We start from the raw sequence: 26,149 nt of genomic DNA on the forward strand, positions 1-26,149 counted from the left end.
GACAAGGCGCCCGCTTCACGGTCCGAAAGCAAGCTCATCCAAAGTGCGTCGTCGCGCTGTTTTCGGGTGCTGCATGCATCCCGTCAGTCTTACCGACTGGCGACCGCCCCGCCTCCTGCAAATGCGGGGGTGTTGGTTGGTTAGCGCGCCTGGCGAAGCGCCTCGGCAAGCACGTCGATTCCCTCGTCGAGCTGGGCATCCTGGATGAGAATCGATGGCAGGAACCGGATGACGGTTCCCCCTGCGGGCAGGACGAGCACGCCGGCCTCCTGCATCGCCTTGATCACGACGGTCACCGGCTTCTTGAGCTCGACGGCCTGCATCATGCCCCGGCCGCGAACCTCGCGAATCAGCGGCAACCGGAGGTCGCGAATGCGCTCTTGAAAACGCGTTCCCGCCTGGGCTGCGCGAGCATGCAACGTCTCGTCGGAGAGGACACGGAGCGTCACGGCACCGGCGGCGCAGACCAACGGATTACCGGCAAAGGTGCTCCCGTGGCTGCCCTTAGGCACTCGGTCGCTGACTGCCTCAGTGGCCACGGTCACGCCCACTGGCAGGCCGTTGGCGATCGACTTCGAAAGGCACAGGATGTCGGGCACGATGTCCTCGCGGGTGAAGGCAAACGGGCTCCCAGTCCGAAACCCGGTTTGGATCTCGTCACATATCAGAAGGATGCCGCGCGCGTCGCATCGTTCGCGGATCCCTCTCAGATAGCCGTCGGCGGGCACCCGGATGCCACCCTCGCCCTGGATCGGCTCGACGATCACCGCCGCGACCGAGTCGTCCAGCACCTTGTCCAGTGCCTCGAGATCATCGAACGGGACGTGACGGACGCCTTCGAGCATCGGGGCGAACGGGTCACGATACTTCGCGTCAGCAGTCGCGGAAAGGGCGCCAAAGGTACGTCCGTGATAGGCGCGGTGGGTGGCGACGATGCCGATGCGTCCGGTGGCGACGCGCGCATACTTGAGCGCGGCCTCGACGGCCTCGGCGCCCGAGTTCCCGAAGGAGATCCGGCTCAGGGGTGGGGGCAGCAGCGCACCCAATGCGTCGAGGAAATCCTGGCGAGCCGGCGTGTCGAAGCTCTGGTGGGCATTGGTCAGCTGCGACGCCTGCAGCTTGATGGCATCGGTCACCAGCGGGTGGGCGTGCCCGAGGAGATTCACACCATAGTTGGTCATCAGGTCGAGGTATCGCCGGTCCTTGTCATCCCACAGGTACGACCCCTCGCCGCGAACGAGGGTCAACCCCCGGCTCGCGTGCAGTGGAATCGGGCTGAGCTGGGTGTGCGTCGCGGTCAGGTCGTGACCCATGTCCCCGCTCCTTCGAAGGCGCGCATCAGCGGGTGCTCACCGCGCCCATCGAGCAGTCCGACCGCCTTGATGCCGCGGCGGATGGCCTGTGCCGCCGCCAGCAGCTTGACGCGCGCCCGTCCCTTGCCATATTCCGATATCCGCTCGACCTCATCGAGGTGAATCAATGGGATCACACTTCGCTCGTCGCTGACGTCGCGCATGAAGCCGGGGGTGTCGGCAAAGATCAGCAGACGCTCGGCCTGCAGCGCGCTGGCGATCTCCATCGCTAGGCGGTCGCCGTCGATATTGATGGCGACGCCCTCGTGGCTGATCGCGGGTGGTGTGATGACCGGCATGTAACCATTGTCGAGCAGCAGCCGCAAGAGCTTCGGCTCGACCCGCTCGATGCTGCCGCTGTGATCGCCGTGCAGGATTTTGACCTTGTCGCCTTCCTTGATGCGCAGGTCCGGCTTACGCCGGCCGATCGCGATGCCTCCGTCCATCGCCGTCAGGCCCACCGCGTTTGAACCCAGGGCGCGAAGCCGCTCCACGATGCGCTTGTTCTGCTTGCCGGCGTAGGCCATCAGGAAGTGATCCATGGTGATCGCGTCGGTGAAGCGGCTGATCTCGCCTCGTTCGGAGGTGACCATTCGTGGCGGATGGCTCAACCGCGCGGAAAGCTCATTCAGCTCCTTGTTGGCGCCGTGCACCAGCACCAGCGGCTCCTCGCAGGCGGCGACATCGCGCAGCAACGGGTCGAAGTCGGTCAGGCTGCCGCCGATCTTGATGACCAGCACGGCTAAATGGGGTACAGGCCCGGGAAGTCGAGGCCGGTTCGCTCGTCCCATCCGAAGCGGATGTTGAGTGCTTGCACCGCCTGGCCGGCCGCGCCCTTCATCAGGTTGTCGAGCGCACTCATGACGACCACGCGACGCGAGTGCGGGTCCCGCTCGAAGCCCACATCGCAGTAGTTCGTACCGGACAGGATCTTCGGGTTGGGATAGCGGTGGATCCCCTGTGACTCCTTGATGATCCGCATGAACGGCTCATCGGCGTAGGCCGCACGGTAGATCTTCCAGAGATCTTTCTCGGTGAGGTCGTCGCTGAGGAACACGTGGGCTGTGACCAGGATGCCACGGACCGCCTCCACGGCGGTCGCCGAGAAGGCGATCTTGGGACCATGGCCGTTGGGAGATTGAAGACCCAGCTCCTGGATGATCTCGGCGCTGTGCCGATGCGCGGTGGGCGCGAACGATCGCATCTCGCCGCTGCGATGGGGGTGGTGCGACGCCGGTCCCGACTCCGCGCCGCCGGCAGAAGACCCGGTCTTGCCTTCGATCACGATCGGCATCGAAGGGTCGACGACGCCGGCGCGCGTCAGCGGATAGAGGCCAAGAATGGCGGCGGTCGCCAGGCAGCCACCCGCCGCCAGGCGGTCAGCGGTGCGGATCTGCTCGCGGTGCAGCTCCGGAAGCGCATAGACGAAGTCATTGAGCAGGGCGGGCTGCGGATGCTCCCAGCCGTACCAGGTCGGGTAGCCGGCCCGGTCACGCAAGCGGAAGTCCGCCGAGAGGTCGATGATCGTCGGCGCCAGCGTCTGCAGCTGGTCGATTTCCTTGCTGGTCTGGCCGTGGGGCAGCGCCAGGAACAGGACATCGACCGGCTGTAGCGATTCTCGCGACTGGAACTTCAGCTCGGTCCGCCGCCGGAGATGCGGGTGCACCGTGTGTACGAACTTTCCGCCGAGGCGTTCGGACGTCACCTGCGTCACCTCGACCTCCGGATGCGACAGGAGGAGTCGAAGCAGCTCTCCGCCGGCGTAACCGGCCCCGCCGATAACCGCGGTTTTCAACGCGCCAGCTGGTTGAGCGCCGTGGTCAGCACATTGACCCCACGGGCGAAGTCCTCGAGGTCCATCGCCTCGTCCGGCGTGTGGTCGAGCTTGGAATCGCCGGGTCCATAGGCGAGCGTCGGGCAGCCCCAGACGGGGGCGAGGATGTTCATGTCAGAGGTTCCTGTCTTCATCTTGAACCGCGGCGTGCCACCAGCGTCACGGATACCTTTGAGAAAGGCTCGCACAACCGGCGTGTTCTTCTCCGCCCGAACGGCGGCATCCGCATACTCGAAGCGCAGCTCGGCGCCTTGCGCCCATTGTTCCAACTCTTGCTGAAAGGACGGCACATCGAAGTTCGGGGGCAGGCGAAACCCGACCGTCATGGCGGCGGTGTCGCGGAAACCGTCGTGGTCGGCATGGAATCGAAGGATGCGCGCGTCGAGCCGCTCGAAGGTCCCGAGCCCCTCACCCTGCGCGGCCGCATGATCCTGCACGCGGCGCACGAAGGCGGTAGCCCGATCGGCCGCACTCTCGTTGGGTCCGGCGCCATGGCCCATCGGCTGGGAGAGCCGGTAGCGGAGCTTGAGGCTGCCTTTGTAGCCGAGCGTGACGGCGTCCCACCCGCTCGGTTCGAGGATCACGAGCTGATCGGGCGCCTTCCGGTTCACGAGATGACGGGCCCCGCGCGAGCTGCCCTCTTCCTCGACGGCGCCGATGACGGTGAAGCGACAGGCGGCTCCGTCGGGTTGCCGCGCCACCGCCGTGATAGCGGCGGCCAGCGGGCCCTTGGCGTCGACTGCACCGCGGCCGAATAGCCGATTCCCCTCGCGCCGCACCGGGATGAACCCGGGGACCGTATCCATGTGTCCGAGGAGCAGCACTTCGCGCGGCCCGCTACCCCAAAAGGCGATGACGTTGCCGGCTTCGTCCCGTCTCGCGGCGAAGCCCATCGCCCGCAGCCGTGACACCAGCCACTGGCCCAGCTCGCGCTCCTGCGTGGAGACGCTCGGGATCGACACCATCTCCTCGAGCAGCTCGATGCCGGATTCGGTGACAGGCTCGGTCTGCGCGGTCAGCTCGGTGATCACGCCGGCACCGCCTCGAGCGCGCCGACCCGCAGCACGTAATCGACGATCCGGCCGGGGATGTCGACGCCGGTGGTGTCGATGCTGTTGCGGAACTCCATCGTGTAGTTGACCTCGCTCACGACCATACCGTCCGGGTGCTCGAGCAGGTCGATGGCCAGTACGCCGCCACCGACGGCGCCGGCCGCGGCGCGCGAGAGACGGTCGATCTCGGGGGTCACGGGGCAGTTGCGAGCCTGGCCGCCGCGGGCCGTGTTCGTGATCCAGTGAGACGACTCGCGGTAGATGGCGCAAATGGTCTCATCGCCGACCACGAAGCTGCGGATGTCGCGCGACGGCTTGTCGACGTACTCCTGGATGTAGAAGATCGCGTGCTGGTAGGAGCCGAGCGTGTCCTTGTGCTCGAGCAGCGCTTCGGCGGCGTCGCGGTCCGAGATCTTTGCCAGCAATCGCCCCCAGGAGCCGACCGCCGGCTTGAGCACGACGGGATAGCCCAGCGTCTCGATCGCCTCGAGCGCCGATTCGGGCGTGAAGGCGATCAGCGTGCGAGGGCTGGGAACGCCGGCGGCGATCAGCGACGTGGTGGTGTTGATCTTGTCGCCGCAGGTCAGCGCCACCTCGTAGGTGTTGACCGTCGGCACGCCCCACTGGTTGAGGATGCGCAGCGAGTAGAGCGCCCGCGAGTGGTGTAGGCAGCGCTCGAGCACCACGTCGAAGTGCCTCGGCTGCGCCGCCAGGTCGAAGACCAGCTCCCGGTCGTCGATCTTCTCGATCTCCAGATGACGGCGGGCGAAGCCCTCGAAGAGCAGTTTCTCCTCGGCACGGATGCGGGAGCACAGAACGCCGATTCTCACGTCACTCGCCCCAGTCTTCCTCTTCCTCGGGCGCCAGGCGGAGCTCGGCCGGGTCCCGCTCGACCACTTCCAGCTCCGCGCCGCAGTCGCTGCAGGGTACGATCTCGCCCTTCTCGACGTCCGCCGCGAGCTTGACATCGGCCGCGCACTCCGGACACTTCGCGGTTACTGCAGTTGCCATTTACGACACCTCCTCGATCGCGGCCCAGCCGCGTGTTTTGATCAGGTCGATCAGCGTCCCGGCTTCCATGATGGCGACCGCCACCGGCCCGGGTGTTTCCCCCTGGAATATCTTGCCACCGACATCAATGCCGCCGGAACGGATGTCGATCGAGACCGGGTCGCCGTCCTGGACCGCGTCGTAGACCGAATCGCACTGGATCACCGGCAGGCCAATGTTGATCGCGTTCCGGTAGAAGATCCGCGCGAAGCTGCGCGCCACGACCGCCTGGACGCCGGCCGCTTTGATCGCCATCGGGGCATGCTCGCGCGAGCTGCCGCACCCGAAGTTGCGGCCGCCGACGATGACGTCGCCCGCCTGGACGCTGCCGGCGAAGTCGGGCCGGGCCTCGATGAAGCAGGCCTTGCCCAGCGCGGCCGGATCGGTGGTGACGTTGTAGCGGCCCGGGATGATCGCATCGGTCGAGATCCCGTCACCGAACTTGAAGACCCTGGCCATCAGTTCCTCACTCCAACCAATTCCCACACCCGCCTGGGGAGGTCGGGGACGGGGAGCAGGCGGGGATCGGCGATCGCGCCGGCCAGCGCCGAGGCCGCGGCGACGGCCGGGTTCGCGAGGTAGATCTCGGCCTGCGCACTGCCCATCCGACCGGCGTAGTTCCGGTTGCTAGTGGAGAGCGCGCGTTCGCCGGCGCCGAGCACGCCGTGCTGACGGCCGAGGCAGGGGCCGCAGCCGGCGTTCATCACGAGCGCGCCGGCCTCCATGAAGGTCTGGATGTAGCCGCGGGCCAGCGCCTCCATGTAGATCTGCTTGGAGGCGGGGACGACGATCGTCCGGGTGCGCGGGTGAACCTGCTTGCCCTTGAAATAGCCGGCGACGATCGCCAGGTCCTCGATCCGGCCGTTCGCGCAGCTGCCGACGAACACCTCGTCGAGCTCCGTGCCTTCGACCGCGCTCAGGTCCTGGACGTTGTCGATCGCCGGCGGGCAGGCGATCTGCGGTTCGAGTTTCTCCGCGTCAACCTCGATGACACTGCGGTACACGGGAGCGACCGGGTGCAGGTCGAGCACCGCGGCCTCGCCGAGGTAGGCCCGAGTGTGCTCATCGGGCTCGCACAGACCCGCCTTTCCGCCGAAGTCAACCGTCAGGTTGGCGAGCGTGAGGCGTTCGTCCACGCTCATGGCCTCGACGGCCTGACCTCCCCACTCCACCGCCAGGTAATTGGCGCCCTCGGCGCCCAGCATTCGGATCACCTTCAGCGCGAGGTCCTTGGGGAAGATGCCAGGAGGCAGTGCCCCACGAAGGTTGATCCGGATCGTCTCCGGCACGCGGAACCAGGTCTTGCCGGTGGCGAAGGTGACCGCGATGTCCGTCGATCCGAATCCCGCCGAAAAACAGCCGAGCGCGCCATAGGTGGTGCTATGCGAGTCGGCGCCGACCACGATGCCACCCGGCCGGATGAATCCCTTCTCCACCATCAGCTGGTGGCAGATGCCTTCCTGGAAGACGTGCGTCACGCCGTACTCGTCGGCAAAGTCGCGGACGATCTTGTGGAGGCCGGCCGACGCCACGGTGTTCGCCGGCAGGATGTGATCGAAAACCATGATGACGCGCTCCGGATCCCAGAGCGGGACCCCGAGCTTGCGGAAGGCCTCGATCGCCAGCGGGCCGGTGACATCGTGCGCCATGGCGTAGTCAACCGGTGCGACCACGATCTCACCGGCATGGACATTCCGTCCGAGCCGTCGCGAGAAGATCTCTTCGGTCAGTGTTCCCATTGGGTTTCCCTCTCCTATGCCGGGACCGAGCCCCGAAGCAGATCGTCGAGTTCGTCGTTGCTGAGTGGTCCCGCGTCCGCGCGGCGCTTCACCTCGTTTGTGAGCGTCCGCAATTCGTGGTCCGTCAGCGTCAGCCCCAGCGCGGTGGCCCGGCTGGCGATCGCGTGGCGGCCGGTCAACCGATGGCCGGCCATCACCGTGCGCTCCCGTCCGAAGCGCGCCGGATCGAAGATCTCGTAGCTCGAGGGGTCGTTCAGCACCGCGTTGGTGTGCATCCCGGCCTTGTGATGAAAGGCGGTGTCGCCGGTGATGGCGGCGTTGAACGGGATCTCGACCCCGACCATGTCGGCGACCATCCGGTCCAGCTGGGGCAGGATCTCGAGCCGGTAGTGCGCCACCAGCTCGGGCTTCACACTGAGCAAGCGGGCGATCATGCCGCTCAGCGGCACGATGCCGTTGCGTTCGCCGATCCCGAGCACGGTGGTGTCGATATGCGTGGCGCCCGCCTCCAGCGCCGCAAAGGCGTTGGCGATGGCGCAGCCGGTGTCGTTGTGGGCATGGAACTCGATGTCGCAGTCGACAGCTTTGCGCACCATCGAGACCATCTCGAAGACTTGGTTCGGTGTGGCGATCCCGACAGTGTCGGCCAGTCCCACCCGCTGCGGGTGCAGGCGGTCGATCGCCTGGTAGACGCGCAAAAGGTCGCGCGGCTCCGAGCGGAAGGAGTCCTCGCTGCTGAAGCGCACCTCCAGCCCCCGCGACTGGATGTACTGGACGACCTCGGTGCCGGCTTCGATGATCTGGTCCACCGTCTTGCCATGCGAGAACTCCCGCATGGCCGACGAGGTGCCGAAGAGCACGTCGATCCCGTCCGCGCCGGTATCGATGGCGACCCGGGCGTCATCCAGATGACAGCGGACGTGGGTCAAGACCTTGGCCCGAAGCGGGAGCGCCGCGACCGTCCGCAGGTCGGCCTCGGACTGCGGCGAAGCGCACGGCGAGGTCAACTCGAGATACTCGACCCCGAACTCATCGAGCATGTCCGCGATCGCGATCTTCTGCGAGCGAGTGAAGTGCGCCGGGGCGAACTGCTCGCCTTCCCGAAGCGTCGACTCGATGATGTTGAACGCTTGAATGGTCATGGCACCTCCGAAAAATAAAAAGCCTTCGTCCACCGGGACGAGAGGCCTTCTCTCGTGGTACCACCCGACTTTGCCGCTCTCTCGCAAGAACGACCTCTTTGAGTCCGCGGCCCGCTGCCTGAAGACTCCAGCCCGATCACGGGGGCCATCCGGCGAGGCCTACTGCGGATTGCTCCGTTCGACCTGCGGCTCCGAGGCCTTTTTCGGCGGTGCCCTGGATTCTCCTTCTCAGCTGCCGGAGACTCTCTGTAATCCCAGCGTCCGCGTACTCGCCCTCATCGACGCCTTTCCGTATGAACTTGTAAGTGTCAACCATAACCGTCAGGCCGCTAGGTGTCAAGCCGCCGTAGGCTTTGCGGCAACCTCTATCAAGTAGTCGATGACGTGATCCGCGACCTGGATCCCGGTCGCGTCCATGAAGCCGTGAAATTCGGGTGTGTAGTTGAGCTCGTTGACCAGCAGCCCGTCCGGATGCTCGAGCAGGTCGACGGAGAGGAATCCACCGCCGACCGCGGCCGCCGCTTTGCGGCAGAGCTGATCGATCTCGGGGGTGACCTCCATCTGGGAGGCGATACCGTTGCGCGCCGTGTTGGTGATCCAGTGGTCGGAGCTCCGGTAAATGGCGCCGATCGTCTGCTCCCCCACCACGATCGCCCGGATGTCGCGATCGGGTTTGTTGACGTATTCCTGGATGTAAAAAATGCCGTGCTGGTAGGAGCCAAGCACCTCTTTGTGCTCGAGCACCGCCTCGGCGGCATCCCGGTCGTTGATCTTCGCCAGCAGCCGGCCCCACGAGCCGACCATCGGCTTCAGCACGACCGGGTACCCCATCGCCTCGATCGCTTCCAGTGCGGCCTCCCGGGTGAAGGCAACGACAGTCCTTGGGATGGGCAAGCCGGCGCGCGCGAGGGCGGCAGTGGTGAGGATCTTGTCGCCGCAGATCCGTGCCACCCGTGGCCGGTTGACGGTCGGCACACCGGCCGCTTGCAGCAGCGTCAGCGCGTAGAGCGACCGCCCGTGGTGGATGGAGCGGTCCAGGACCACGTCCGGGGCGTTCGGAAAGGGGCTGCCGATCGGGAACTGGATGAGGTCTTCGTCGAGGCGCTCGAAGGGGATGGCGCGCTGGCGGAGCGCCGCGAACAGCGCCTTCTCCTCGATGCGGACACGGGAGCAGAGGATGCCGATCATCGTTTGTTGCGTAATCATACAGGTTTCCGTATACTTATGCGACTACACCCGGTCAGGAGGCTATACAACATGCTGGCTTTGAAGAGCAAGTTACTGGAGAAGGTCGACGCGACGCCGGTCAAGACCGCCAAGAAGGTCGCGCTCGCTTACTCCGGAGGATTGGACTCATCCCTTTGCGCGGTCCTGGCGAAAGAGAAATACCAGGTCGAGGAGCTGTTCGCGATCACGGTGGACGTGGGCCAGGGCCAGGATGAGATGGATGCCGCGATCTCGAAGGCCAAGGTGCTGGGCATCACGCCGATCGTGATCGACGCCAAGCAGGAGTTTGCGGACCTGTGGCTGACGAAGGCCATCCAGGCCAATTCCAGCTACGAAGGCTACCCGGTCTCCACGTCAATGACGCGCCAGCTGATTGCCTCGAAGATCGCCTTACTGGCGCTCAAGCTCGGCTGCGACGCCATCATGGAAGGTAGCAGCGGCAAGGGCAACGACCAGTACCGGATGCACAACGTTTTCAAGCTCTTCGCGCCGCAGCTCGAGGTCCTCGTGCCGGTGCGCGACTTCGACCTGACGCGGGGCGAAGAGGAGGAGCTGTCCAAAGAGCTCGGGATCCCCATCACCGAGGTCATGCAGGGCGGCGACGACAAGACGCTGTGGTGCCGCAGCTTGGCCTCCGGTGCGGTTGGACTCAACCAACCGATTCCGGATCATGCCTGGCTCTGGCTGAAGACGCCGTCGCAAACGAGCTCGACGCCGACGCAGGTTTCGGTCACGTTCGAAGGCGGCGTCCCCGTGGCCCTCGACGGCACCAGGATGCCCCTGCCGGAGATCGTGGCGAAGCTCAACGTCATCGCCGGCAATCATGGCATCGGCAAGATCGACATCTTCGAGGACGGCATCATGGGCCTGAAGTCGCGCGAGCTCTACGAGGCGCCCGCGGCGGCCGTCCTCCTGAAACTGCACCACGACCTGGAGCAGTTCACCCTCACCAAGGAGGAAATCGACTACAAGGCCGGGGTCGACCAGAAGTGGGCCCACCTCGTGTACCACGGCGCCTGGTTTAGCCCGCTGAAGGAAGCGTTGGACGCCTTCATCGCGACCACCCAGACCAACGTCAACGGCACGGTGACGGCCAACCTGTTCCATGGCACGATCGACCTGGAGTCGCGCCAGAGCAATAACTCGCTCTTCTTTCCGGAGATCCGCGGATTGCAGAGCCGGAGCTTCAACCAGCAGTGGTGCGGGCCGGCCGCGCAGATCGGTGGCTTGCCGTGGGAGATCCTGGCCAAGCGGAACGCGAAGGTCGCGCACTGAGCAAACAGCCGTGGGGTGGGCGATTTGGCGAAGAGCCGGATCCGCTGGTCGACGAGTTCACGCGATCGCTCGATGTCGACAGCCGGCTCTATCGCGAGGACATCGCCGGTAGCCGCGCCTGGGCGAAGGCGCTCGTCCGCGCGGGTGTGCTGACGCCGGAGGAACAGCTGCGCATCGACCTGGCGCTCCAGGAGATCGGGGCGGAGCTCGCCTCCGGCGCCCCGTCGGCCGGAAGCGAAGACATCCACATGGCGGTCGAGAAGCGCCTGCGGGAGAAGCTCGGTCCGCTCGGCGGCAAGCTGCACACCGGCCGGAGCCGCAATGACCAGGTCACCCTGGATCTGCGGCTGTATGTCAGGGCCGCCGGCGCCCAGTTGCTGGAGGCGCTGGCTGGGCTCGAGTCGGCGCTGATCGCCCGGGCCGAGGAACACCTCGACACCGTGATGCCAGGTTACACGCACACGCAGCGGGCGCAACCCGTTCTACTCGCCCACCATCTGCTCGCCTACGTCGAGATGCTCCACCGGGACGGCGGCCGGATCGCGGATGCGCTCGGTCGGGCCGACGTCTCTCCGCTGGGCGCGGGTGCGCTCGCCGGGAGCGGTTTTCCCATCGACCGCGCCGAGCTAGCCCATGACCTCGGCTTCGGCATGGCCAGTGCCAACTCGCTCGATGCCGTCGCCGACCGCGACTTCGTTCTCGAGCTACTGGCGGCGTGCAGCATCGCGATGATCCATCTCTCCCGCCTTTGCGGGGAGATCGTGCTCTGGACCAGCGTCGAATTCTCCTTCGCGGCGTTGCCCGACGCGCTCGCCAGCGGCAGCTCGATGATGCCGAACAAAAAGAACCCGTGCGCCGCCGAACTCGTCCGCGCGAAGAGCGGGCGGGTCGCCGGCGACCTGGTGAATCTCCTGATGGTGCTCAAGGGCCTCCCGCTCGCCTACAACCGCGACTTGCAAGAGGACAAGGAGGCACTCTTCGACGGCGTCGATACGACCATCGCCTGTCTCAATGTGACCGCGCGCCTGGTGCAGGGCCTGCAATTCGACCCGGGCGTGATGCGCAAGGCGGCGCTCCAGGGATACACGCTGGCGACCGAGCTCGCCGATTACCTGTCCAGGAAAGGCATGCCGTTTCGCGATGCGCATCACCTCGTGGGAAGGATGGTGGCGGACGCGATCGCCACGCATCGCGGTCTGGAGGACTACACCCTTCCCGAGCTGCAGCAGTTTTCGCCGCTCTTCGCTGCAGACACGATCGACCACCTGACGCTCGAAGGCGCACTCAACTCGCGCGACGTTCTCGGAGGCACGGCGCCGGCACGCGTGAAGGAGGCGCTCGCGCATGTCAAAGCGTAAGCGGCAGGAGGCAATCCTCTCCTTGATCGCCAAGCACCAGATCGCGACCCAGGAAGAACTGGTCGAACGCCTCGGCCGCGTCGGCATCCACACGACGCAGGCAACCGTGTCGCGTGACATCGCCGAGCTTGGGCTGGTTCGCGTTGGCGGGCCGGAGAGCCACTATGTCAAGCCAAACGACGGCCTGGGGGCGGCCTCGCCGGCTGGTCGCGAGGACCGGCTTCGCCGCTTGCTGCGCGACCTGCCGCTGACCGTCCGTCGAGGGCAGGGGATCGCCGTCCTGACCACGACGCCGGGCTCGGCGAATTCGATCGCCTCGGCCATGGACGCGGTCGCATGGCCGGAAGTGATCGGGACGCTCGCCGGCGATGACACGATCTTCGTTGCCCTCGCGCTCCATCCACGCGCCTACGGCGGGCTCGCCCAGCGGCTGGCTGGCCTCGGCGCCTACATTCAACCAGAGGACTGATGCCAGAGAAGATCGTCCTCGCCTTCTCCGGTGGCCTCGACACCACCGTGGCCGTGAAATGGCTCCAGGAGACCCGCGGCTTCGACGTGGTCGCTCTGACGGTCGACCTTGGCAGCCAGCCAAACTTGAAGGCGATCCGCGAGCGGGCGCTTGCCGCCGGAGCGGTCCAGGCGTACGTCCTCGACACCCGGCAGCCCTTCATCGACCGGTTTTGCTGGCCGGCCCTGAAGGCGGACGCGATCTACCAGGGCCAGTACCCGCTGGCAACCGCACTTGGCCGTCCGCTGATCGCCCAGCTCCTCGTCGAGGTGGCAGCCCGGGAGGGAGCGACCTGGGTGGGCCACGGTTCGACCGGGAAGGGAAACGACCAGGTCCGCTTCGATGTGGCCGTCGGAGCCCTCAACCCGAATCTGAAGGTGCTGGCGCCGCTGCGGGACGGGATGTCGATGACTCGGGAGGAGGAGATCGCCTACGCCCGCGCCCACAAACTCCCCATTGAGGTCAAGCCCGAATCGCCGTACAGTGTGGACGAGAATCTGTGGGGGCGATCCATCGAGGCCGGGGTCCTGGAGGATGCTCTCCTCAAACCCCCCGAGGACGCATTTCTCTGGACCTCGTCGGTGGACACCGCCCCCGCCAGCTCGGCGGTCATCGAGCTGACCTTCGAGAAGGGCGTTCCCACAGCGCGCGATGGGCGCCAACTCGGGGGCGTGACTTTGGTCGAGGAATTGAACCGGCTGGGAGGCCTCCACGGGGTCGGCCGGATCGACATGATCGAGGACCGCTTCGTGGGGATCAAATCGCGAGAGATCTACGAGGCGCCGGCGGCGGTCATCCTCCACGCGGCACACCGGGCGCTGGAAGACATGGTGCTCGATGCCGAGGTCGCGCGCTTCAAGGCTTCAGTCGCGGCGGAGTACGCGCGCATGGTGTACCAGGGCAAGTGGTTTACGAGCCACCGGCGCGACCTCAATGCCTACGTCGAGAGCACCCAGAGCGCCGTCACAGGAACGGTCCGCGTCAAGCTCCACAAGGGAAGCGTGCAGGTGATCGGCCGGTCGTCGCCCTACTCGCTCTACCGCCCGCAGCTCGCCACCTACTCATCGGGCGACCAGTTCGATCACCAGGCCGCGGTCGGGTTCATCAAGCTGGTCGGCCTACCTGTCCGCACTCAGGCCGAGGTGCAGGGGACCGCGCTCACAGAGCCCCTACTTGAAGACGATCGCCATGTTGTTGAAGTCGGCCCAGGAGCGCTCGAACTCGGCCTTGCTGAACCAGTACTGGGAGCCGCTGTGCCAGGGGTCGTTGACCCGGACCTGCGTCGCTGACACGCCGCTCAACGTCACGACGTGCTCGATCAGCGAGTAGCGAATCTTGATCTTCTCGTCGAACGTCGTCCAGTAGCCAACGTAGGGTCGGTCCCAGCCTGTCTCGGTCCAGGCCATCACCGGATGGCCGGCGGCGAGATCGGCGTAAATCTTGGCGGCCGTCCAGCCTTCACCACCCTCGGCGTTCGGAACGCCGTGCGACTGCACGAGCGCCAGAAGAGGCGGATAGTAGATCCCGTAGCCCGTCGGGATAAGGTCGGCGCCGTCGATGTTGCCGACGAAATTCTTGTATGGGTTGCCCCATTGAACGACGACCTTCTGGCCATTCGCAAGTCTTCCCATGACCGGAGATCGGGTGTCGGGCGGTGGTTGCATCGCGATCAATTGGTTTTGCGTGTAGTTGATGCCGAGCGCGCCGAGTGCCATTTGCAGCGCGGCTGTTTCGCAGTCCAGGTTCCGCAACTGCTTGTAGACCGGCACGTAGAACGCGACCGTGCCATTTGGCACCGGAGCCGCGGTCGGTGTGGGTGTCGGCTCTGGCGTTGGGCTCGGCGTCGGTGGCGGATTCCCGACGACGAACAAGGGCGATGGGGTCGGCCGGGCGGCCGAGAGCTTGTAGGTTGGTGATGCGACGACGGTGAGCGCGCCCGCCACCAGTACCACAAGCGTCGCCAAGAAGAGGATCAGCGTTCTCATTGCTTGTTCGTTTCTATCTCCCGCCCCCTTTAGGGGGAGGGTCGGGGAGGGGGCTCACTGGTACGTAGTCCCGAGCTCCAGTCTGGGGATTGTACCTGACCTTCATCAGCTGTCCCGTCGTCGGATCGACGAAACGCTCCCCGGTTTCTTGCCAGGAACCGCCAGGGGTGACAGCCGGATGGTAGCGCCCACGCTCGAAAAGCACCGCCGCGACAACAACCGCGCCGTTCACGAACAGGTAAAAGACGAGGCCTACGACGACCCCGGCAAGTGCAAGGGCGATCGCGCCAACCACGGCGAGTACGCCGTAGGCGAGAATCGCCTTGCGCAGCATCGACTCAGCTCTGGAGCGGCTCGATGACGGCGGCCGTCCCGTAGGCGACGATCTCGCTCATCGTATTGCCGATCTCCGACGAGTCGTACTGCATCCGGATCACCGCATTCGCCCCCATCGCAGTCGCGTTCTGGACCATGCGGTCCACCGCATGCCGCCGGGCGTCCTCGAGGAGCTCGGTGTACTCGACGATCTCGCCGCCACCCAGCGAGCGCAGCCCGGCCATGATGTTGCCGCCCAGCCCGCGACTTCTCACCACGAGTCCGAACACCTGCCCTTTCATTTCCACGATCCGATGCCCAGTGACTTCCTCGGTTGTGACGACGATCATCTTCGCTCTCCTCTTGTGATGGTCAAAGCCATCCCAGGTCCTCGGCGATTCGAGCCGCCTCGGTGCGGTTGCTGACTTCGAGTTTTTGGATCGCCGACGATAGGTAGTTGCGCACGGTTCCCTCCGACAAGAACAGGGCCTTTGCGATCTCCGCGATGCCCGCGCCGTTGCGGCCCGCCACCAGCACCTCGCGCTCACGGTCGGACAGAGGGCTGATGCCCGTGCTCAGCGCCGCTGCAGCCAATCCGGGGTCGACCACGCGCTCGCCCGCCATCGTCCGCCGGATCGCTAGCGCCAGCTCGTGCGCCGGCGCGTCCTTCAACATGAATCCCGATGCGCCGCTCTCCATGGCGCGCCGCAGGAAGCCCGGGCGCCCGAAGGTGGTGAGAATCAGCGTCCGGCAGGCAGGGAGTTCCTTGCGCAATTGGCCCGCGGCCGTGATGCCGTCGCCGCCGGGCATCTCGATGTCGAGCAGGGCCACGTCGGGCCGCGCCTGCAACGCGAGCGGCAGCACCTCGTCCGCCCGATCGGTCTCGGCCACGATCTCGATGTCGCCCTCCATCGCGAGCAGTGCTTTGAGTGCGCCACGAACCATGCCCTGATCCTCGGCGATCAGAACACGGATCACGCGGTCACGCGGTCGACTGGGATAGCCACCTCGGGCAACGGAAGGGAGACCCTGAGCCGAAATCCTTCGTGTGGCAAAGGCTCGGCGGTGAGGGTTCCGCCGCGCTCGAGCACGCGCTCGCGAAGTCCGCGCAATCCACTGCCTGGCTGTAGCGTCCCGCCGCGGCCATCGTCCACCACCTCGACGGTGGCACGACCGTCTTGGTTGGTGATGCGGATCGAGCAACGCGTCGCCTGGCTGTGCCGCATCACGTTCGTCACCCCTTCGCGCACCGTCCAGGCGAGAACAGCCTCCACGGCGGGCGGCAGCGGGGCATGGTCCTGGTCGACGTGATATTGAATTCCAGCGGCGGTGAGGGCCTCGTGAGCGCCCGCGAGTTCCGCGGCAAGGGTGGGCTGACGATACCCGGCGACTGCCTCGCGAACTTCGCGCAGCGCTTCGCGTGCCACCTTCTCGATGTCTTCGACTTCGTGGGCTGCCAGACCAGGCGTGTTCTTGATCAACCGGCCCGCCAACTCGCTCTTCAGCGCAATCACGGACAGGCTATGGCCGAGCAGGTCGTGCAGGTCTCTTGCGAACCGAAGGCGCTCCTCGCCCACCGCCAGCCTGGCGATCTGTTCGCGGGCGAGCGAGAGTTGCCGGTTGGCCTGCAGTAATAGGTGGCCGGCCACGGCGGCGAGCCCAACGATGGCGTCGTTGAGCACCTCACCGCTGGCCTGTAAGGGTGAAACGCCGCGAAGGACGTCGAGGATCCCACCGGTCAGCGCGACAACAGCGATCAAGGGTACGGCCACCCGCCAGCGGAAGGCTGCGCCCGCCATCACGGCGACGCAGACCACCACCGTGCCGTACTTCGCGGGCGTCATCAGCGTGAAGCTGCCGATGAAGAGGGCGTTGAGGGCGACCGCGACCACACGAAAGCGCTGGTCCGGTCCTGCCAGGATGCGCGTCCAGAACCAGATCCAGACCGCGCCGCTCGCGATGAGCAGCCCGAGCGCCAGCGCCTTGCCGTCCGGACTGAAGGGCCCGCTGAGGATCACGCCGATCGGATAGAGGTAAAAAGCAAGCCAGGCCACCATGAAGAGGCGGCCCAGCTTGATTACGCGAGCGTTCAGACCCATCCGCTCCCAGCCTAGGCGATCACTCCCTGGAGGTCGACCGTCCCCAGGAACCGCTGCTCCGGGTTCGCTTTCACGTCAGACAGCACCTTGCCATCCTTGAGCCGGACGACGCGATCGGTCTGAGCGGCGATGTCCATATCGTGGGTGACGAGGATAAAGGTCGACCCGAGCTCCCGGTTCATCCGCCGCATCAGGGCGACGAGCTGTTGGCTTGTCTCACTATCCAGCTCGCCGGTGGGCTCATCGCCGAGAACGATTTCCGGCCGGCTGATCAGCGCTCGGGCGATTGCGACCCGCTGCTGTTCGCCGCCTGACAGCTGATCGGGCCGGTGATGCATGCGGTCCTTGAGCCCGACCTCCTCCAGCAGCGTCGCCGCCCGCGCCTTGCCGTCCTTGCCGTTCTTGTGGTACCGCAGCGGCAGCATCACATTCTGGATGGCGTTCAGGCTTGGCAGCAGGTTGAACTCCTGGAAGATGAAACCCAGTTTCTTGCCGCGAAGGTCGGCCCGGGCTCCATCGCGGAGCTTGCCGGTATCGACGCCGTCGAGGAGGACTTGGCCGCTGGTGGGTCGGAGCAGCAGACCGAGCAAATCCAGCGTCGTCGTTTTGCCGCTGCCCGACCGGCCGACGATGGAGATGAACTCCCCGGATTCGATTCTCAAACTAATCCCGTCGACCGCCTTGACGGTCGTTGAAGCTTGCTTGTAGTGCTTGGTCAGCTCGTGAAGTTCGATGGTTCCCATATGGTTGCCTCCTACGCCGCCCGCAGCGCCCGCACCGGATCCATCCGGGAGGCACGAAGGGCAGGAATAATGCCGGCGGCGGCGCCCAGTCCGACCGAGAACAGGATCGCCACGATCACGAGGCGCCAGGTCAGCAGGAAGAGCGTCAGATTGGCCGATGCCGTCGCCGCGTTGATCAAGCTGGTCAGACCCCAGCCGAGGAGCAGCCCGATGCCGCCGCCGATCCCGCCGATCACGATCGCCTCGAGCAGGTACTCGCGGAGGATGTGTCCCACCTTGGCGCCAACGGCCTTCTTCAACCCAATCTCACGGACACGCTCGGTGACCGCCATCAGCATCGTGTTGATCACGGACAGGCCGCCGACGACGAGCGCGATCAGCGCCGCGCCGGTGGTGATGGCGGTGAAGATCGCCCCGCCTGCGTTGAAGCTGGCGACAATCACGCTCGGCTTGGTGGCCTTGACGCCGGGAACTTCAGCGTTGATTTTGTCCGCGAGCTTATCGAGGTCGACGCCCGGCTTGCCGTATACGGTTGCCCCATTGACGAGCTTTGTCGTGTCGATGCTGCTCCGGATGCTCGCCGGCAGCGTTTCCTTCAGAAGCATCTGCGAATCGGCGAGGCTGACATACGCCCCGGTGTCGGGAGCGGTCTGCGTCTTCGCCAGGACGCCGACCACGCTGAAGGTATGGTTGATGAAGTCGGGCGGCGCGTCCTTCGCCCGGATGGGGAGGTCGATCGTGTTGCCGACGTTCTTTTTGAACTCGGTGGCGAAGTCAGATCCCAAGACCACCTCGCCGGTGGCGTTCGGGTTGAGGTCGCGACCCTGCGCGATGTGGAGCTTGAAGGCGCTATAGTCATTGGCTCGCGGATCTAGGTTCGAGATATAGTCCGGGATCCCGAATGAGACGGTGTTCGTGCTGCCCGGCTTGGCACTCACGCTCACGTCCGGAAATGCCGCGGCGACTCCGTCAACTTTTTCCAGCGCCGCAACCCGGTCGAGCGTGAGCAGGCCGCCGCCGAAGCCGCCGACCGCGCCGCTGGAGCTGTCTGCGACCTGGACGTTGGACCCAAAGTAGGTCGCGCCCCCGGAGAGCAGCGCGTTGAACTTCTCCGCCATCGCACCCATCGTGACCAGGGCGAGCACGCCGATCACGATTCCGCTGATGGTCAGGATGTTGCGCAGCTTGCGCCGCGTGAGATTTCGAATGATTTCCATGAGATCCTCCTCTTCTGTGGCCGGCTATTGAATCGATACTGCCGATCGAGTCTGTCCGAAAGATGTGGCAGGTTGATGCCGAACCATGCGCGATTTCATGTCACGACGGTAGCGCCCCACCGTCTTTCAAACCAGTCGCAGGGGTCAGCTATTCCGCGTGACTTGTGTAACAGTTATCGAGCGGGCCGAGTCGCGCTTGACTGCGCCATAGAAAACGTCTATAGCTAGGACGTGCTGCTGGCCCAGGTCGAGGGGTTTCTCGAAGTCGCGCGCCGGGGAAACGTGAGTCGGGCGGCCGAGGCGATGTTCGTCACCCAGCCGACGCTGACCGCCCGCCTCCACGCGCTCGAGCGGGAGTTGGGCGAGCCGCTCTTCGCGCGGACCCGCCGTGGCATGCGCCTGACCGACGCCGGCCGGGCTTTCCTCCCCTTTGCCGAACGCGCCATGCGGGCGGTGCGCGATGGTCGCCAGGCGCTGAATGACGCCCGCTCCGCCTCCGCCGGCCGGCTGGTGCTCGGAGCCGCCCCGGCCGTCAGCACCTACATTCTCCCGGCACTCCTCCAGCGGTTTGCGGCCGCCTACCCGCGGATCGAGGTGGCGGTCCGGACCGGACATTCGGAAGACGTCCTGCAGATGTTGCTCCGCGACGAGGTCCAGCTGGCCATGGTGCGGACCATGCGACACCCGGACATCGAGTCGATCCCCCTGTACGAAGAGGCGCTGGTCCTGGTCGTGCCGCCCGGTCACCCCTTCGCCGAACGATCGAGCGTCGGCATCGCCGACGTCGCCTCGGAGCGGCTGATCTTCTTCGACCGCACCTCGAGCTACTACGAGCTGACCCAGTCCTTCTTTCTCAGCTTGGGCGTGACGCCGCGCGAGGTGATGGAGCTGGACAACATCGAGTCGGCGAAGAAGATGGTCGAGCGCCGCCTCGGCATCGCCCTGCTTCCCCGTTCGGCCGTCGCGGGCGAGCTGGCCGCGAAGACCCTGACCCAGGTCGCTGTCACCGACGCGCCGGCGATGTCGCAAAAGATCGTGGTGATCCGCCGCCGCGACCAGGGCCGGCCATCAGGAACGGTCGCGGCCTTCCTCAACCTGGTGCGCGACTCCGATCCTGCCGCCGACGCGCATCTCCTCTCCACAGTTTGAAAATGGGCGGCACCTCAAGGTCAAACGCCCGGCATAGGGCGAGGACATCTCGATAATCCGTCTCATCCGGCGTGTATGTCATATGGCCTCTGACTTGGAATGCCGCCGTCTCACACTTGACTGGTCTGTCGGCGATTGTCCCTCGTCCCTCGAGTGAACCCACCTCGAATGGCAATCCCGCTGGACCATACACACTAACCCCGGTTGCCGAGATCAGCGTTTCGCTGAAGTCCACTAAGTGGGCGTCGACCAGGCGTCCGCGCCCGTCACGGAGCACCCAGTTGAAGTCGTTATCCACACGGTGGGTGCTAAAGCCTGCCGCTTCCATGGCCGCCGCATAAGCCGCGCGGTCCGCAGCCGAGATCGTGATGTCGAGATCTTCGTGTGCACGACTTTGATGGCCGAGAAGCGCATCAACCCCCCAGCCGCCATTTAGCCATACGTCGATTCCGTGCAGCTCAAGCCAGCCGAGTAGCTCGACTACATCCGAGGCGTTCATCATCGCCATCATCCATTGTCTGTCTCCCCAGCGGGATCGAGCCGGGGCTTAGACGACGCGGTCTTCGGGAAGGGTCTCGACGAACTCCTGGCCGAGACGGGCCGCGTCGTACGCCTTACCGACCAGGTGGTGGTAGGGCACGCCCGAGAAGAAATGGTGGCTCTTGGTGGGGAAGTCCTGGCCTTGCTCGAATTCCTTCCGCTGCAGCGCGATGTACCCGTCCTGCTGGTCCGTCGACATTGCCTGGAGGAGCACACTCAGGCCATGCCCTGCGGCATGCTGCGCGCCCAGGGTGATGAAGATGAACTTCACGCCCATCTCAGCCAGCTCGGCAAAGGTCATCGGGTTCGGCTCGCTGATCCACTTGAACGACGATGACCAGTTGAAGGCGAAGCGCGCGTCCGGAAAGCGCTTCTTGATCTGCTCGGTAAAGGTTTCGACGGCGCCGCGATCGGCCGTGGGGAACTCGCACCAGAGCAGGTCGGGAATGCCGCTGTCGAGGTAACGCAGGCCGCGATCGACGGCTAGCTCCATGTGCCGCAGCGGCTCGGGCGCGTCAACGGCGCTGAGGCCGTCGGTGCGGGCAATGATGACGAAGTCGCGGTTGCCCAGGTCGTCGGCGACCGCCCGCGCCATCCGCAGCTTGCCCACCATCTCGTTGACCGGGATGAGCGCCTTGCCGCCGATGTGGCCGCAACGCTTGGGGAGCACCTGGTCTTCGATGTGTGCCGCTGCCACGCCCGCGGTCACGTAGAGCTCGGTGGTGCGCTGGACGTTGAAGATGTTGCCGTAGCCGCCGTCCATGTCGACGATCACCGGCGGGATGTCGAGATGCCTTGGCGCAACGCCCTTCTCCGGATCGCCTACCGCCATCGTCAGCTGGAATTTGCGCAGCGCGCCCACTGTCCGCCGGGCAGCGTCCGCGATCTCGACGTTGGAGTAGAGGTCCATGTCGGTCGTCCCCAGGTGCCCAATGGCGAAGGAGTAGCCACTGAAGTAGACGGCCTTGAAGCCGTAGTACATGACGAGCTGGGCGCCCATCGGGTCGTAGACCCCCGGTCCGAACAGGAACGGCTCCGTATCGAGCAGCTCGCGCATCCGGGTGCTGGGATGGACGAAGCGTGAAGCCGGCACCTTGAACCCCTCCGGCAACAGCGGGCTGGGGGCGAGCTTGCTGGTTTGCGGCACGGCGATCCGGGACATCAGTACCGGCTTATTCGTTCCCGTGATCGCGTTCGCAGTCGTCTGGGCAGCCGCACTCCACGACCTCGGCCCGACACTGGTAGTCGTCGCGCGCCGTCTGGATGACTCGCCCTTCCATGCTGATCATGGGTGAAACGTTATCAACTAACGAGTCATCAAGTCCAATCGTTTCTGGCGATTGGGGCGATAAACGACTCCTATATCACGTGGAAGCTGGCCGCCATCTCCAGGCCCAGCGCTACGGCCGCCAGGAGCAGCAAGATCGCCACGATCCGCGCGTCATTCGTCGCCGCGATCGCGGCGAGCCGGGCCTTCCCCAACCGGGCAGCGACCTCCAGTCCGGTGGTGCGCAGGACCGCTCCAGCCGCGAGCGCCAACCGCGCCCGGACGGCGCCGAGGCGACGCAGAACCTCCGAGTGGATTCGAACCGGCGACGCGCGTTCGGCCTGCTGCGGCAGCGGACCACGCACCGAAAACATTCCCATCTCGCTTCCCTCCTTCCCTGAGTTCGCCGAGCGAACGGGGCTCCTGATCGACACCGTAGCAGATCACCCGCGGTCCACGCCCAGGCGGCCCGGGGTCCTGGGTCAGGCGAGGGGCGGCTGGTTCCAGAGTCGGATCACTGGATCGGCGTGCTCGTAGCCCAGGACGCTGACGGTCGCGGTCTGCAGCGCATAGTGGCGGCCGCCTTCGGGTGGCTCGCCAAGCCAGCGGGCGGCGAGCACACGCAGCACGTGTCCGTGGGCAAAGAGCAAGACGTCACCGCGAACCGCGCGGACTTCGGCGACCACGCGGTCGGCGCGGCGGCCGACATCGGCGGCCGTCTCGCCGCCGGGGCAGCCGTCCCGCCATAGGGACCAGTTGGGGTGGAGCTCTTCGATCTGCTGGGAGGTGAGACCCTCGTAGCGGCCGTAATCCCACTCGACCAGATCGGGTCGCACCTGGGCCTGCTCGCCATAGCCCGCGAGGCGGCAGGTTTCGAGGGCGCGCTGGAGCGGGCTCGTGAGGACGAGCGCAAACCTCCAGGCGTGCAGCCGCGGGCCGAGCGCGCGGGCCTGGCGTTCTCCCTCATCCGTGAGGGGAAGATCGGTTTTGCCGGTGTGGCGAAGACTGAGACTCCATATCGTCTCCCCGTGGCGCGCCAGCACCACCGACTGGGCCAACGGGATTGGCCTCAGCCGGTCCGGAAGTCGACGCGGGAGGCGCCGCCGCTGATCTCGATGTCGTAACGGTCGGAGGCCGACGCGTAACCGGGGCTCTGACGCTGGAAGTCGCCACCGATCGCCGCGTACGAGGACCCGTTGATGTGGAGCCCGCTCACCCCGCCGCTGGCCGCCACATGCCACTGGGTGCCGGCCGGCGCCCGGAGCGTCAGGTTGCTGACGCCTCCTGAAATGTTGATCACGACGGTGCCCTTCGGGCTGGGCAACTGTGCGTCCATCCGGCTGAAGCCGCCCGAGATGTCCATCTTGGCCAGCTGCAGATGGCGCAGGTCGAGGTGCGCGTTGGTGGTGCCGCTGCCGATCGTGATGCTCCAGGGGATGCGATCGGTCAGGGTGACCACGACGTGCCGCCGTGACGCACCGAGCAGGTTGAGAGGAACGAAGCCCGAGCTCTGCTTGATCTGCAAGGTGCCGCTCTCGTGGTCGAGGCTGATCGTCGGCGGGTAGTCGCTGCCCGGGTAATCGACCCGCGCCTGGTAGAGCGAGTCGCCCAAGCTGCCCGCTTGAATGTCGACGGTCGCCCCGCTGTAGTTCAGGTCCAGGGTCGCCGCCGTCAGGCCGCCGAGGCTCTCCGAAGAGTTCGCCTGCCGCGTGCCGAAGGGGGCCGCCGGTGCCAGGGCGGCATAGGCCACGGCGGCGCCCACGATCACGACCGTGGCGCCCAGCCCGGTCAGCGTGGCTTGCTGGCGTGGCAGCGTGTGATTGAGGATCAGTTGCAGTCCGAGAATGACGAGCAGCAATGGCCACAGGTCACCGAGCCGCAGCAGGGCGTCCGAAGAGAGGACGCCGGTATTGGACAGCAGAACGACGACGCCGATTGCGATCAGGACCAGCGGGAACAGCAGGCCGCGGCTCCTGTACATGGCTGCCTAGCGGCGGCGAGCCAGAAACAGCAGCCCGGCGGCGATCAGGATGACGGGGCCCACGATCTCCCAGTGGATGAGGCGGAACCATCCGAGATTGGCGGCCAGGAAGTACGCGCCGATCACGATCAGGATGATGCCGAGCCACAGCCCCCTGGGTCGGTCACCATGGGTGGCTCCTGGCCCGCGACCCTGCGAGGGCGGGGATGCCGGCACGCCAGCCGGCGATGTGGGAGTCGCGGCGCCGGTGGGGTGCGTACGAAAGCCGGTGCGAAAGTCCTCCCGGACTTCGTCACCCATCGCGCGCAGGCGAGCACCGATGTTTCGCGTGGCCGATGTCGGCGCACCCTCCGGTGGCTCCATCAGGAACCAGAGGGCCAGGTAGAGGAGGACGCCGATACCAATTCCGGGTGGGATCAAGGCAAGGATGACGAAGACGATGCGGACCAGCAGGGGGTCGACACCGAAGTAGATGGCGAGGCCCGAACAGACGCCCCCGATGATCCGATCCGGTCCACGCCGCAAGACGCCCCCTGTCGTCTCACCCATGGCCCCGGCAATTATCCCACGTCGTGTGAGCGCGAAAAAAGAGGGCGCCCAGGCGCGCCCTCGTCGAGTTCCGCGTTCCTAGACGGCTCGCCGGCCGACCAGCAAGTTGTAGACGATCCCGATGATCGCGAGGATCAGAAGCAGGTGGATAAGGCCCCCAGCGACGTGCAGCGAAAGGCCGAGCAGCCACAAGACGAAGAGGACGACGACGACGGTCCAGATCAAGCTAACCATGAAGAACCTCCCGTAAGGGATATCGTGCTACTTGATAACCGCGATATCATATTAGCGCTAGGCGATCATGGTGTCAACCTGGGTGGTGGTGACCCGGACCCGGGCCTTCCGCCGGCTCTCAACAGCCGGGCTCGCCGGGGTGACCGCAACAGGGGGTGGGAGGAAATCGAAGTCGGTTCCGAAGGAGAATACGGAGCTTGCGACCGAGCGGCATCGGCTGGCGAAGATTGCCGATGAACGCGTCTCCGGATCCTCGGTGGTCCCTCATCCTCCCCATCCTAGGAAAGCGCTCAGCCGCCGCTAATCCAGGTTTTTGACGACATCCCCGCCGCGGACCACCATCCGCACGTGGGTCGGGTCGGCGAAGATCGCGGGGTCCTCGAGTGGGTCGGCGTCGAGCACGATGAGGTCGGCCCGCTTGCCCTCTTCGACGGTGCCGACCTCCTTCTCGATGCGCATCAGGGCCGCGTTGGTGCGGGTGGCCGCGATGATCGCGTTCATCGCGCCCATCACACGAGCCTGGCAGGCGATCTCCTTGCCTTTCTCACCCTGCATCTCGGCCAGCACATCGGATCCAGATCCGATCCGCAGGCCCTTTTCGAAGGCGAGGCCTAAGGAGTCGTAGGCGCCGGTCAGTCCGTGGCGGATCTTGCGCACCATGTCCGGGGTCCAGCCGTCGCCCGCTTCGCGTGCCGCGAGGAGCTCGTAGGTGATGACCGTCGGCACCAGGTAGACATCGTTGGCGGCCAGCATCTGGTCGGCGGTGGCCTCGTCGAGGAAGTTGCCATGCTCGATGGAGCGGACGCCCGCATTCAGGCAGTTCTGGATCGCCCGCGGCGCGTAGGCATGCGCCAGCACGTAGGTCCCGACGGCACCGGCCACGTCGACGGCGGCTGCCAGCTCCTCGACGGAAAACTGGACATGGTCCAGCTCATCGGTGGGTGAGGCCGCGCCGCCGCTTGCCATCATCTTGATTTGGTCGGCGCCGCGACGGATGACTTCGCGGGCGGCCCAACGCACGGCATCCGCGCCGTCCGCGAGGATCGACTCCGAGGCCAGCCCGGGCGCGACCGGAAAGCTCGCGCGCGAGGTGCGTGGCCGATGGTCGCCGTGTCCGCCGGTCTGCGAGATGAATGCGCCACTGATGAAGATCCGCGGGCCGCGGATCAATCCAAGGCGGACGGCTTCCTTGAATCCCCAGTCGAGGCCGCCCGCATCGCGGACCGTCGTAAAGCCGGCGTCGAGCGTAGCTTCGATCACCTTCGCGATCCGCAACGCCAGGACGGCGGGTGGAAGGGCCACCTCGGCGGCGGCATCGAGGTCGATGATCGCCAGGTGCACGTGGGCGTCGAGCAATCCAGGCATCAGCGTGCGCCCCTGGCAATCGATCACCTGGGCGCCGCGCGGCCCGGCAGGCCCGCTTGAGGCGCCGATCCGCCGGATCCGTCCGTCCTCTACGACGACCCGCGCATCTGGCTGTGGATCGCGGCCGGTGCAGTCGAGGACGGTGGCGTGCTCGAAGACAGCGTTCAC

General features: G+C 65.8%; 31 protein-coding genes and 1 other annotated feature. Of the genes, 6 read left to right on the forward strand and 25 right to left on the reverse strand.

Features of this window, described 5'->3' with window-relative positions:
- Nucleotides 1-140: 140 nt before the first annotated feature.
- From VHK65_02185 to lysX (VHK65_02230), 10 genes are all read right to left on the reverse strand, one after another.
- The gene (locus VHK65_02185; GenBank protein HVS04959.1) at nt 141-1,313 is read right to left on the reverse strand and encodes an aspartate aminotransferase family protein; all 1,173 of its coding nucleotides are present in this window, start codon (nt 1,311-1,313) and stop codon (nt 141-143) included.
- Nucleotides 1,298-2,092 carry a [LysW]-aminoadipate kinase gene (locus VHK65_02190; GenBank protein ID HVS04960.1) on the reverse strand — a complete coding sequence of 265 codons (795 nt, stop codon included), beginning with the start codon at nt 2,090-2,092 and terminating at the stop codon, nt 1,298-1,300. Before VHK65_02190 ends, VHK65_02185 begins: the two co-directional genes overlap by 16 nt.
- A 2-nt stretch (nt 2,093-2,094) precedes the next feature.
- Nucleotides 2,095-3,147, reverse strand: coding sequence for an N-acetyl-gamma-glutamyl-phosphate reductase (argC, locus tag VHK65_02195; protein ID HVS04961.1), 1,053 nt, complete (start codon nt 3,145-3,147; stop codon nt 2,095-2,097).
- Nucleotides 3,144-4,217: a [LysW]-lysine hydrolase gene (locus VHK65_02200; protein ID HVS04962.1), complete on the reverse strand. Its 1,074-nt coding sequence runs from the start codon at nt 4,215-4,217 to the stop codon at nt 3,144-3,146. The genes argC and VHK65_02200 overlap by 4 nt, the downstream gene beginning before the upstream one ends.
- Nucleotides 4,214-5,068 carry a lysine biosynthesis protein LysX gene (lysX, locus tag VHK65_02205; GenBank protein ID HVS04963.1) on the reverse strand — a complete coding sequence of 285 codons (855 nt, stop codon included), beginning with the start codon at nt 5,066-5,068 and terminating at the stop codon, nt 4,214-4,216. The genes VHK65_02200 and lysX (VHK65_02205) overlap by 4 nt, the downstream gene beginning before the upstream one ends.
- Nucleotide 5,069: 1 nt before the next feature.
- Nucleotides 5,070-5,249 (reverse strand): lysine biosynthesis protein LysW, encoded by a 180-nt coding sequence (gene lysW / locus VHK65_02210; protein HVS04964.1) that lies wholly within the window; start codon nt 5,247-5,249, stop codon nt 5,070-5,072.
- The gene (locus VHK65_02215; GenBank protein ID HVS04965.1) at nt 5,250-5,747 is read right to left on the reverse strand and encodes a 3-isopropylmalate dehydratase small subunit; all 498 of its coding nucleotides are present in this window, start codon (nt 5,745-5,747) and stop codon (nt 5,250-5,252) included. It abuts the gene before it with no gap.
- Entirely contained in the window at nt 5,747-7,027 is a 1,281-nt protein-coding gene (locus tag VHK65_02220; protein HVS04966.1) for a 3-isopropylmalate dehydratase large subunit, read from the reverse strand. The genes VHK65_02215 and VHK65_02220 overlap by 1 nt, the downstream gene beginning before the upstream one ends.
- A gap of 14 nt (nt 7,028-7,041) precedes the next feature.
- Nucleotides 7,042-8,169: a homocitrate synthase gene (gene lysS / locus VHK65_02225; protein HVS04967.1), complete on the reverse strand. Its 1,128-nt coding sequence runs from the start codon at nt 8,167-8,169 to the stop codon at nt 7,042-7,044.
- 30 nt (nt 8,170-8,199) lie between these two features.
- Nucleotides 8,200-8,460, reverse strand: a binding site (T-box leader).
- 45 nt (nt 8,461-8,505) lie between these two features.
- Nucleotides 8,506-9,375, reverse strand: coding sequence for a lysine biosynthesis protein LysX (gene lysX, locus VHK65_02230; protein ID HVS04968.1), 870 nt, complete (start codon nt 9,373-9,375; stop codon nt 8,506-8,508).
- 51 nt (nt 9,376-9,426) lie between these two features.
- Between lysX (VHK65_02230) and VHK65_02235 the strand changes: the two genes are divergently transcribed.
- The 4 genes from VHK65_02235 to VHK65_02250 are packed head-to-tail and all read left to right on the forward strand — an operon-like array spanning nt 9,427 to nt 13,826.
- On the forward strand, nt 9,427-10,671 hold the full coding sequence (locus VHK65_02235) for an argininosuccinate synthase (protein ID HVS04969.1): 1,245 nt from the start codon (nt 9,427-9,429) through the stop codon (nt 10,669-10,671).
- Complete coding sequence (gene argH, locus VHK65_02240; GenBank protein ID HVS04970.1) at nt 10,629-12,029, forward strand: argininosuccinate lyase; 1,401 nt, start codon at nt 10,629-10,631, stop codon at nt 12,027-12,029. The genes VHK65_02235 and argH overlap by 43 nt, the downstream gene beginning before the upstream one ends.
- Nucleotides 12,016-12,498: an arginine repressor gene (locus VHK65_02245; protein ID HVS04971.1), complete on the forward strand. Its 483-nt coding sequence runs from the start codon at nt 12,016-12,018 to the stop codon at nt 12,496-12,498. The genes argH and VHK65_02245 overlap by 14 nt, the downstream gene beginning before the upstream one ends.
- Nucleotides 12,498-13,826, forward strand: a complete 1,329-nt coding sequence (locus VHK65_02250; GenBank protein ID HVS04972.1) for an argininosuccinate synthase — start codon at nt 12,498-12,500, stop codon at nt 13,824-13,826. Before VHK65_02245 ends, VHK65_02250 begins: the two co-directional genes overlap by 1 nt.
- On the opposite strand, the gene VHK65_02255 is transcribed toward VHK65_02250, so the two are convergent.
- From VHK65_02255 to VHK65_02285, 7 genes are read right to left on the reverse strand one after another with little or no spacing between them, the layout of a single operon-like run.
- The gene (locus VHK65_02255) at nt 13,707-14,522 is read right to left on the reverse strand and encodes a C39 family peptidase (GenBank protein HVS04973.1); all 816 of its coding nucleotides are present in this window, start codon (nt 14,520-14,522) and stop codon (nt 13,707-13,709) included. The genes VHK65_02250 and VHK65_02255 overlap by 120 nt on opposite strands.
- A 13-nt stretch (nt 14,523-14,535) precedes the next feature.
- Complete coding sequence (locus VHK65_02260) at nt 14,536-14,856, reverse strand: hypothetical protein (GenBank protein ID HVS04974.1); 321 nt, start codon at nt 14,854-14,856, stop codon at nt 14,536-14,538.
- 4 nt (nt 14,857-14,860) lie between these two features.
- Nucleotides 14,861-15,187 carry a heavy metal-binding domain-containing protein gene (locus tag VHK65_02265; GenBank protein ID HVS04975.1) on the reverse strand — a complete coding sequence of 109 codons (327 nt, stop codon included), beginning with the start codon at nt 15,185-15,187 and terminating at the stop codon, nt 14,861-14,863.
- A gap of 22 nt (nt 15,188-15,209) precedes the next feature.
- The gene (locus tag VHK65_02270; protein ID HVS04976.1) at nt 15,210-15,815 is read right to left on the reverse strand and encodes a response regulator transcription factor; all 606 of its coding nucleotides are present in this window, start codon (nt 15,813-15,815) and stop codon (nt 15,210-15,212) included.
- Nucleotides 15,812-16,936, reverse strand: coding sequence for a sensor histidine kinase (locus VHK65_02275; GenBank protein HVS04977.1), 1,125 nt, complete (start codon nt 16,934-16,936; stop codon nt 15,812-15,814). Before VHK65_02275 ends, VHK65_02270 begins: the two co-directional genes overlap by 4 nt.
- 11 nt (nt 16,937-16,947) lie before the next feature.
- A complete protein-coding gene (locus tag VHK65_02280) occupies nt 16,948-17,679 on the reverse strand; it encodes an ABC transporter ATP-binding protein (GenBank protein HVS04978.1) in 732 nt (243 codons plus the stop codon).
- An 11-nt stretch (nt 17,680-17,690) separates the two neighbouring features.
- Nucleotides 17,691-18,896 (reverse strand): ABC transporter permease, encoded by a 1,206-nt coding sequence (locus VHK65_02285; protein ID HVS04979.1) that lies wholly within the window; start codon nt 18,894-18,896, stop codon nt 17,691-17,693.
- Nucleotides 18,897-19,127: 231 nt separating this feature from the next.
- On the opposite strand from VHK65_02285, the gene VHK65_02290 reads away from it, so the two are divergent.
- A complete protein-coding gene (locus VHK65_02290) occupies nt 19,128-20,045 on the forward strand; it encodes a LysR family transcriptional regulator (GenBank protein ID HVS04980.1) in 918 nt (305 codons plus the stop codon).
- On the opposite strand, the gene VHK65_02295 is transcribed toward VHK65_02290, so the two are convergent.
- From VHK65_02295 to VHK65_02325, 7 genes are all read right to left on the reverse strand, one after another.
- On the reverse strand, nt 19,987-20,556 hold the full coding sequence (locus tag VHK65_02295) for a hypothetical protein (GenBank protein HVS04981.1): 570 nt from the start codon (nt 20,554-20,556) through the stop codon (nt 19,987-19,989). The genes VHK65_02290 and VHK65_02295 overlap by 59 nt on opposite strands.
- A 36-nt stretch (nt 20,557-20,592) precedes the next feature.
- Entirely contained in the window at nt 20,593-21,747 is a 1,155-nt protein-coding gene (locus tag VHK65_02300) for an isocitrate lyase/PEP mutase family protein (GenBank protein ID HVS04982.1), read from the reverse strand.
- 197 nt (nt 21,748-21,944) lie between these two features.
- Nucleotides 21,945-22,232 (reverse strand): hypothetical protein, encoded by a 288-nt coding sequence (locus tag VHK65_02305; protein ID HVS04983.1) that lies wholly within the window; start codon nt 22,230-22,232, stop codon nt 21,945-21,947.
- Nucleotides 22,233-22,334: 102 nt separating this feature from the next.
- Nucleotides 22,335-22,910 carry a histidine phosphatase family protein gene (locus tag VHK65_02310; protein HVS04984.1) on the reverse strand — a complete coding sequence of 192 codons (576 nt, stop codon included), beginning with the start codon at nt 22,908-22,910 and terminating at the stop codon, nt 22,335-22,337.
- Between the two features lie 11 nt (nt 22,911-22,921).
- Nucleotides 22,922-23,833, reverse strand: a complete 912-nt coding sequence (locus tag VHK65_02315; protein HVS04985.1) for a DUF5668 domain-containing protein — start codon at nt 23,831-23,833, stop codon at nt 22,922-22,924.
- 6 nt (nt 23,834-23,839) lie between these two features.
- Nucleotides 23,840-24,382 (reverse strand): PspC domain-containing protein, encoded by a 543-nt coding sequence (locus tag VHK65_02320; GenBank protein ID HVS04986.1) that lies wholly within the window; start codon nt 24,380-24,382, stop codon nt 23,840-23,842.
- Between the two features lie 78 nt (nt 24,383-24,460).
- Nucleotides 24,461-24,616 (reverse strand): lmo0937 family membrane protein, encoded by a 156-nt coding sequence (locus tag VHK65_02325; GenBank protein HVS04987.1) that lies wholly within the window; start codon nt 24,614-24,616, stop codon nt 24,461-24,463.
- Nucleotides 24,617-24,683: 67 nt separating this feature from the next.
- On the opposite strand from VHK65_02325, the gene VHK65_02330 reads away from it, so the two are divergent.
- Complete coding sequence (locus VHK65_02330) at nt 24,684-24,920, forward strand: hypothetical protein (protein ID HVS04988.1); 237 nt, start codon at nt 24,684-24,686, stop codon at nt 24,918-24,920.
- Here the strand turns inward: VHK65_02330 and VHK65_02335 are convergent.
- Nucleotides 24,917-26,149, reverse strand: coding sequence for an amidohydrolase family protein (locus VHK65_02335; GenBank protein HVS04989.1), 1,233 nt, complete (start codon nt 26,147-26,149; stop codon nt 24,917-24,919). The two genes, VHK65_02330 and VHK65_02335, sit on opposite strands and share 4 nt — an antisense overlap.

Source organism: Candidatus Dormiibacterota bacterium (assembly GCA_035544955.1).
Taxonomy (GTDB): domain Bacteria; phylum Chloroflexota; class Dormibacteria; order CF-121; family CF-121; genus CF-13.

What these genes read in the sequence shown, in the direction of transcription:
- VHK65_02265 (HVS04975.1), bottom strand. Translation starts at nt 15,187, where the DNA reads ATGATCGTCGTCACAACCGAGGAAGTCACTGGGCATCGGATCGTGGAA.
- VHK65_02305 (HVS04983.1), bottom strand. Translation starts at nt 22,232, where the DNA reads ATGGGAATGTTTTCGGTGCGTGGTCCGCTGCCGCAGCAGGCCGAACGC.
- lysW (HVS04964.1), bottom strand. Translation starts at nt 5,249, where the DNA reads ATGGCAACTGCAGTAACCGCGAAGTGTCCGGAGTGCGCGGCCGATGTC.
- VHK65_02220 (HVS04966.1), bottom strand. Translation starts at nt 7,027, where the DNA reads ATGGGAACACTGACCGAAGAGATCTTCTCGCGACGGCTCGGACGGAAT.
- VHK65_02295 (HVS04981.1), bottom strand. Translation starts at nt 20,556, where the DNA reads ATGATGGCGATGATGAACGCCTCGGATGTAGTCGAGCTACTCGGCTGG.
- VHK65_02285 (HVS04979.1), bottom strand. Translation starts at nt 18,896, where the DNA reads ATGGAAATCATTCGAAATCTCACGCGGCGCAAGCTGCGCAACATCCTG.
- VHK65_02315 (HVS04985.1), bottom strand. Translation starts at nt 23,833, where the DNA reads ATGTACAGGAGCCGCGGCCTGCTGTTCCCGCTGGTCCTGATCGCAATC.
- VHK65_02185 (HVS04959.1), bottom strand. Translation starts at nt 1,313, where the DNA reads ATGGGTCACGACCTGACCGCGACGCACACCCAGCTCAGCCCGATTCCA.
- VHK65_02245 (HVS04971.1), top strand. Translation starts at nt 12,016, where the DNA reads ATGTCAAAGCGTAAGCGGCAGGAGGCAATCCTCTCCTTGATCGCCAAG.
- VHK65_02260 (HVS04974.1), bottom strand. Translation starts at nt 14,856, where the DNA reads ATGCTGCGCAAGGCGATTCTCGCCTACGGCGTACTCGCCGTGGTTGGC.
- VHK65_02320 (HVS04986.1), bottom strand. Translation starts at nt 24,382, where the DNA reads ATGGGTGAGACGACAGGGGGCGTCTTGCGGCGTGGACCGGATCGGATC.
- VHK65_02235 (HVS04969.1), top strand. Translation starts at nt 9,427, where the DNA reads ATGCTGGCTTTGAAGAGCAAGTTACTGGAGAAGGTCGACGCGACGCCG.
- VHK65_02215 (HVS04965.1), bottom strand. Translation starts at nt 5,747, where the DNA reads ATGGCCAGGGTCTTCAAGTTCGGTGACGGGATCTCGACCGATGCGATC.
- VHK65_02325 (HVS04987.1), bottom strand. Translation starts at nt 24,616, where the DNA reads ATGGTTAGCTTGATCTGGACCGTCGTCGTCGTCCTCTTCGTCTTGTGG.
- VHK65_02255 (HVS04973.1), bottom strand. Translation starts at nt 14,522, where the DNA reads ATGAGAACGCTGATCCTCTTCTTGGCGACGCTTGTGGTACTGGTGGCG.
- VHK65_02300 (HVS04982.1), bottom strand. Translation starts at nt 21,747, where the DNA reads ATGTCCCGGATCGCCGTGCCGCAAACCAGCAAGCTCGCCCCCAGCCCG.
- VHK65_02250 (HVS04972.1), top strand. Translation starts at nt 12,498, where the DNA reads ATGCCAGAGAAGATCGTCCTCGCCTTCTCCGGTGGCCTCGACACCACC.
- VHK65_02275 (HVS04977.1), bottom strand. Translation starts at nt 16,936, where the DNA reads ATGGGTCTGAACGCTCGCGTAATCAAGCTGGGCCGCCTCTTCATGGTG.
- VHK65_02280 (HVS04978.1), bottom strand. Translation starts at nt 17,679, where the DNA reads ATGGGAACCATCGAACTTCACGAGCTGACCAAGCACTACAAGCAAGCT.
- lysS (HVS04967.1), bottom strand. Translation starts at nt 8,169, where the DNA reads ATGACCATTCAAGCGTTCAACATCATCGAGTCGACGCTTCGGGAAGGC.
- VHK65_02330 (HVS04988.1), top strand. Translation starts at nt 24,684, where the DNA reads ATGGTGTCAACCTGGGTGGTGGTGACCCGGACCCGGGCCTTCCGCCGG.
- lysX (HVS04968.1), bottom strand. Translation starts at nt 9,375, where the DNA reads ATGATTACGCAACAAACGATGATCGGCATCCTCTGCTCCCGTGTCCGC.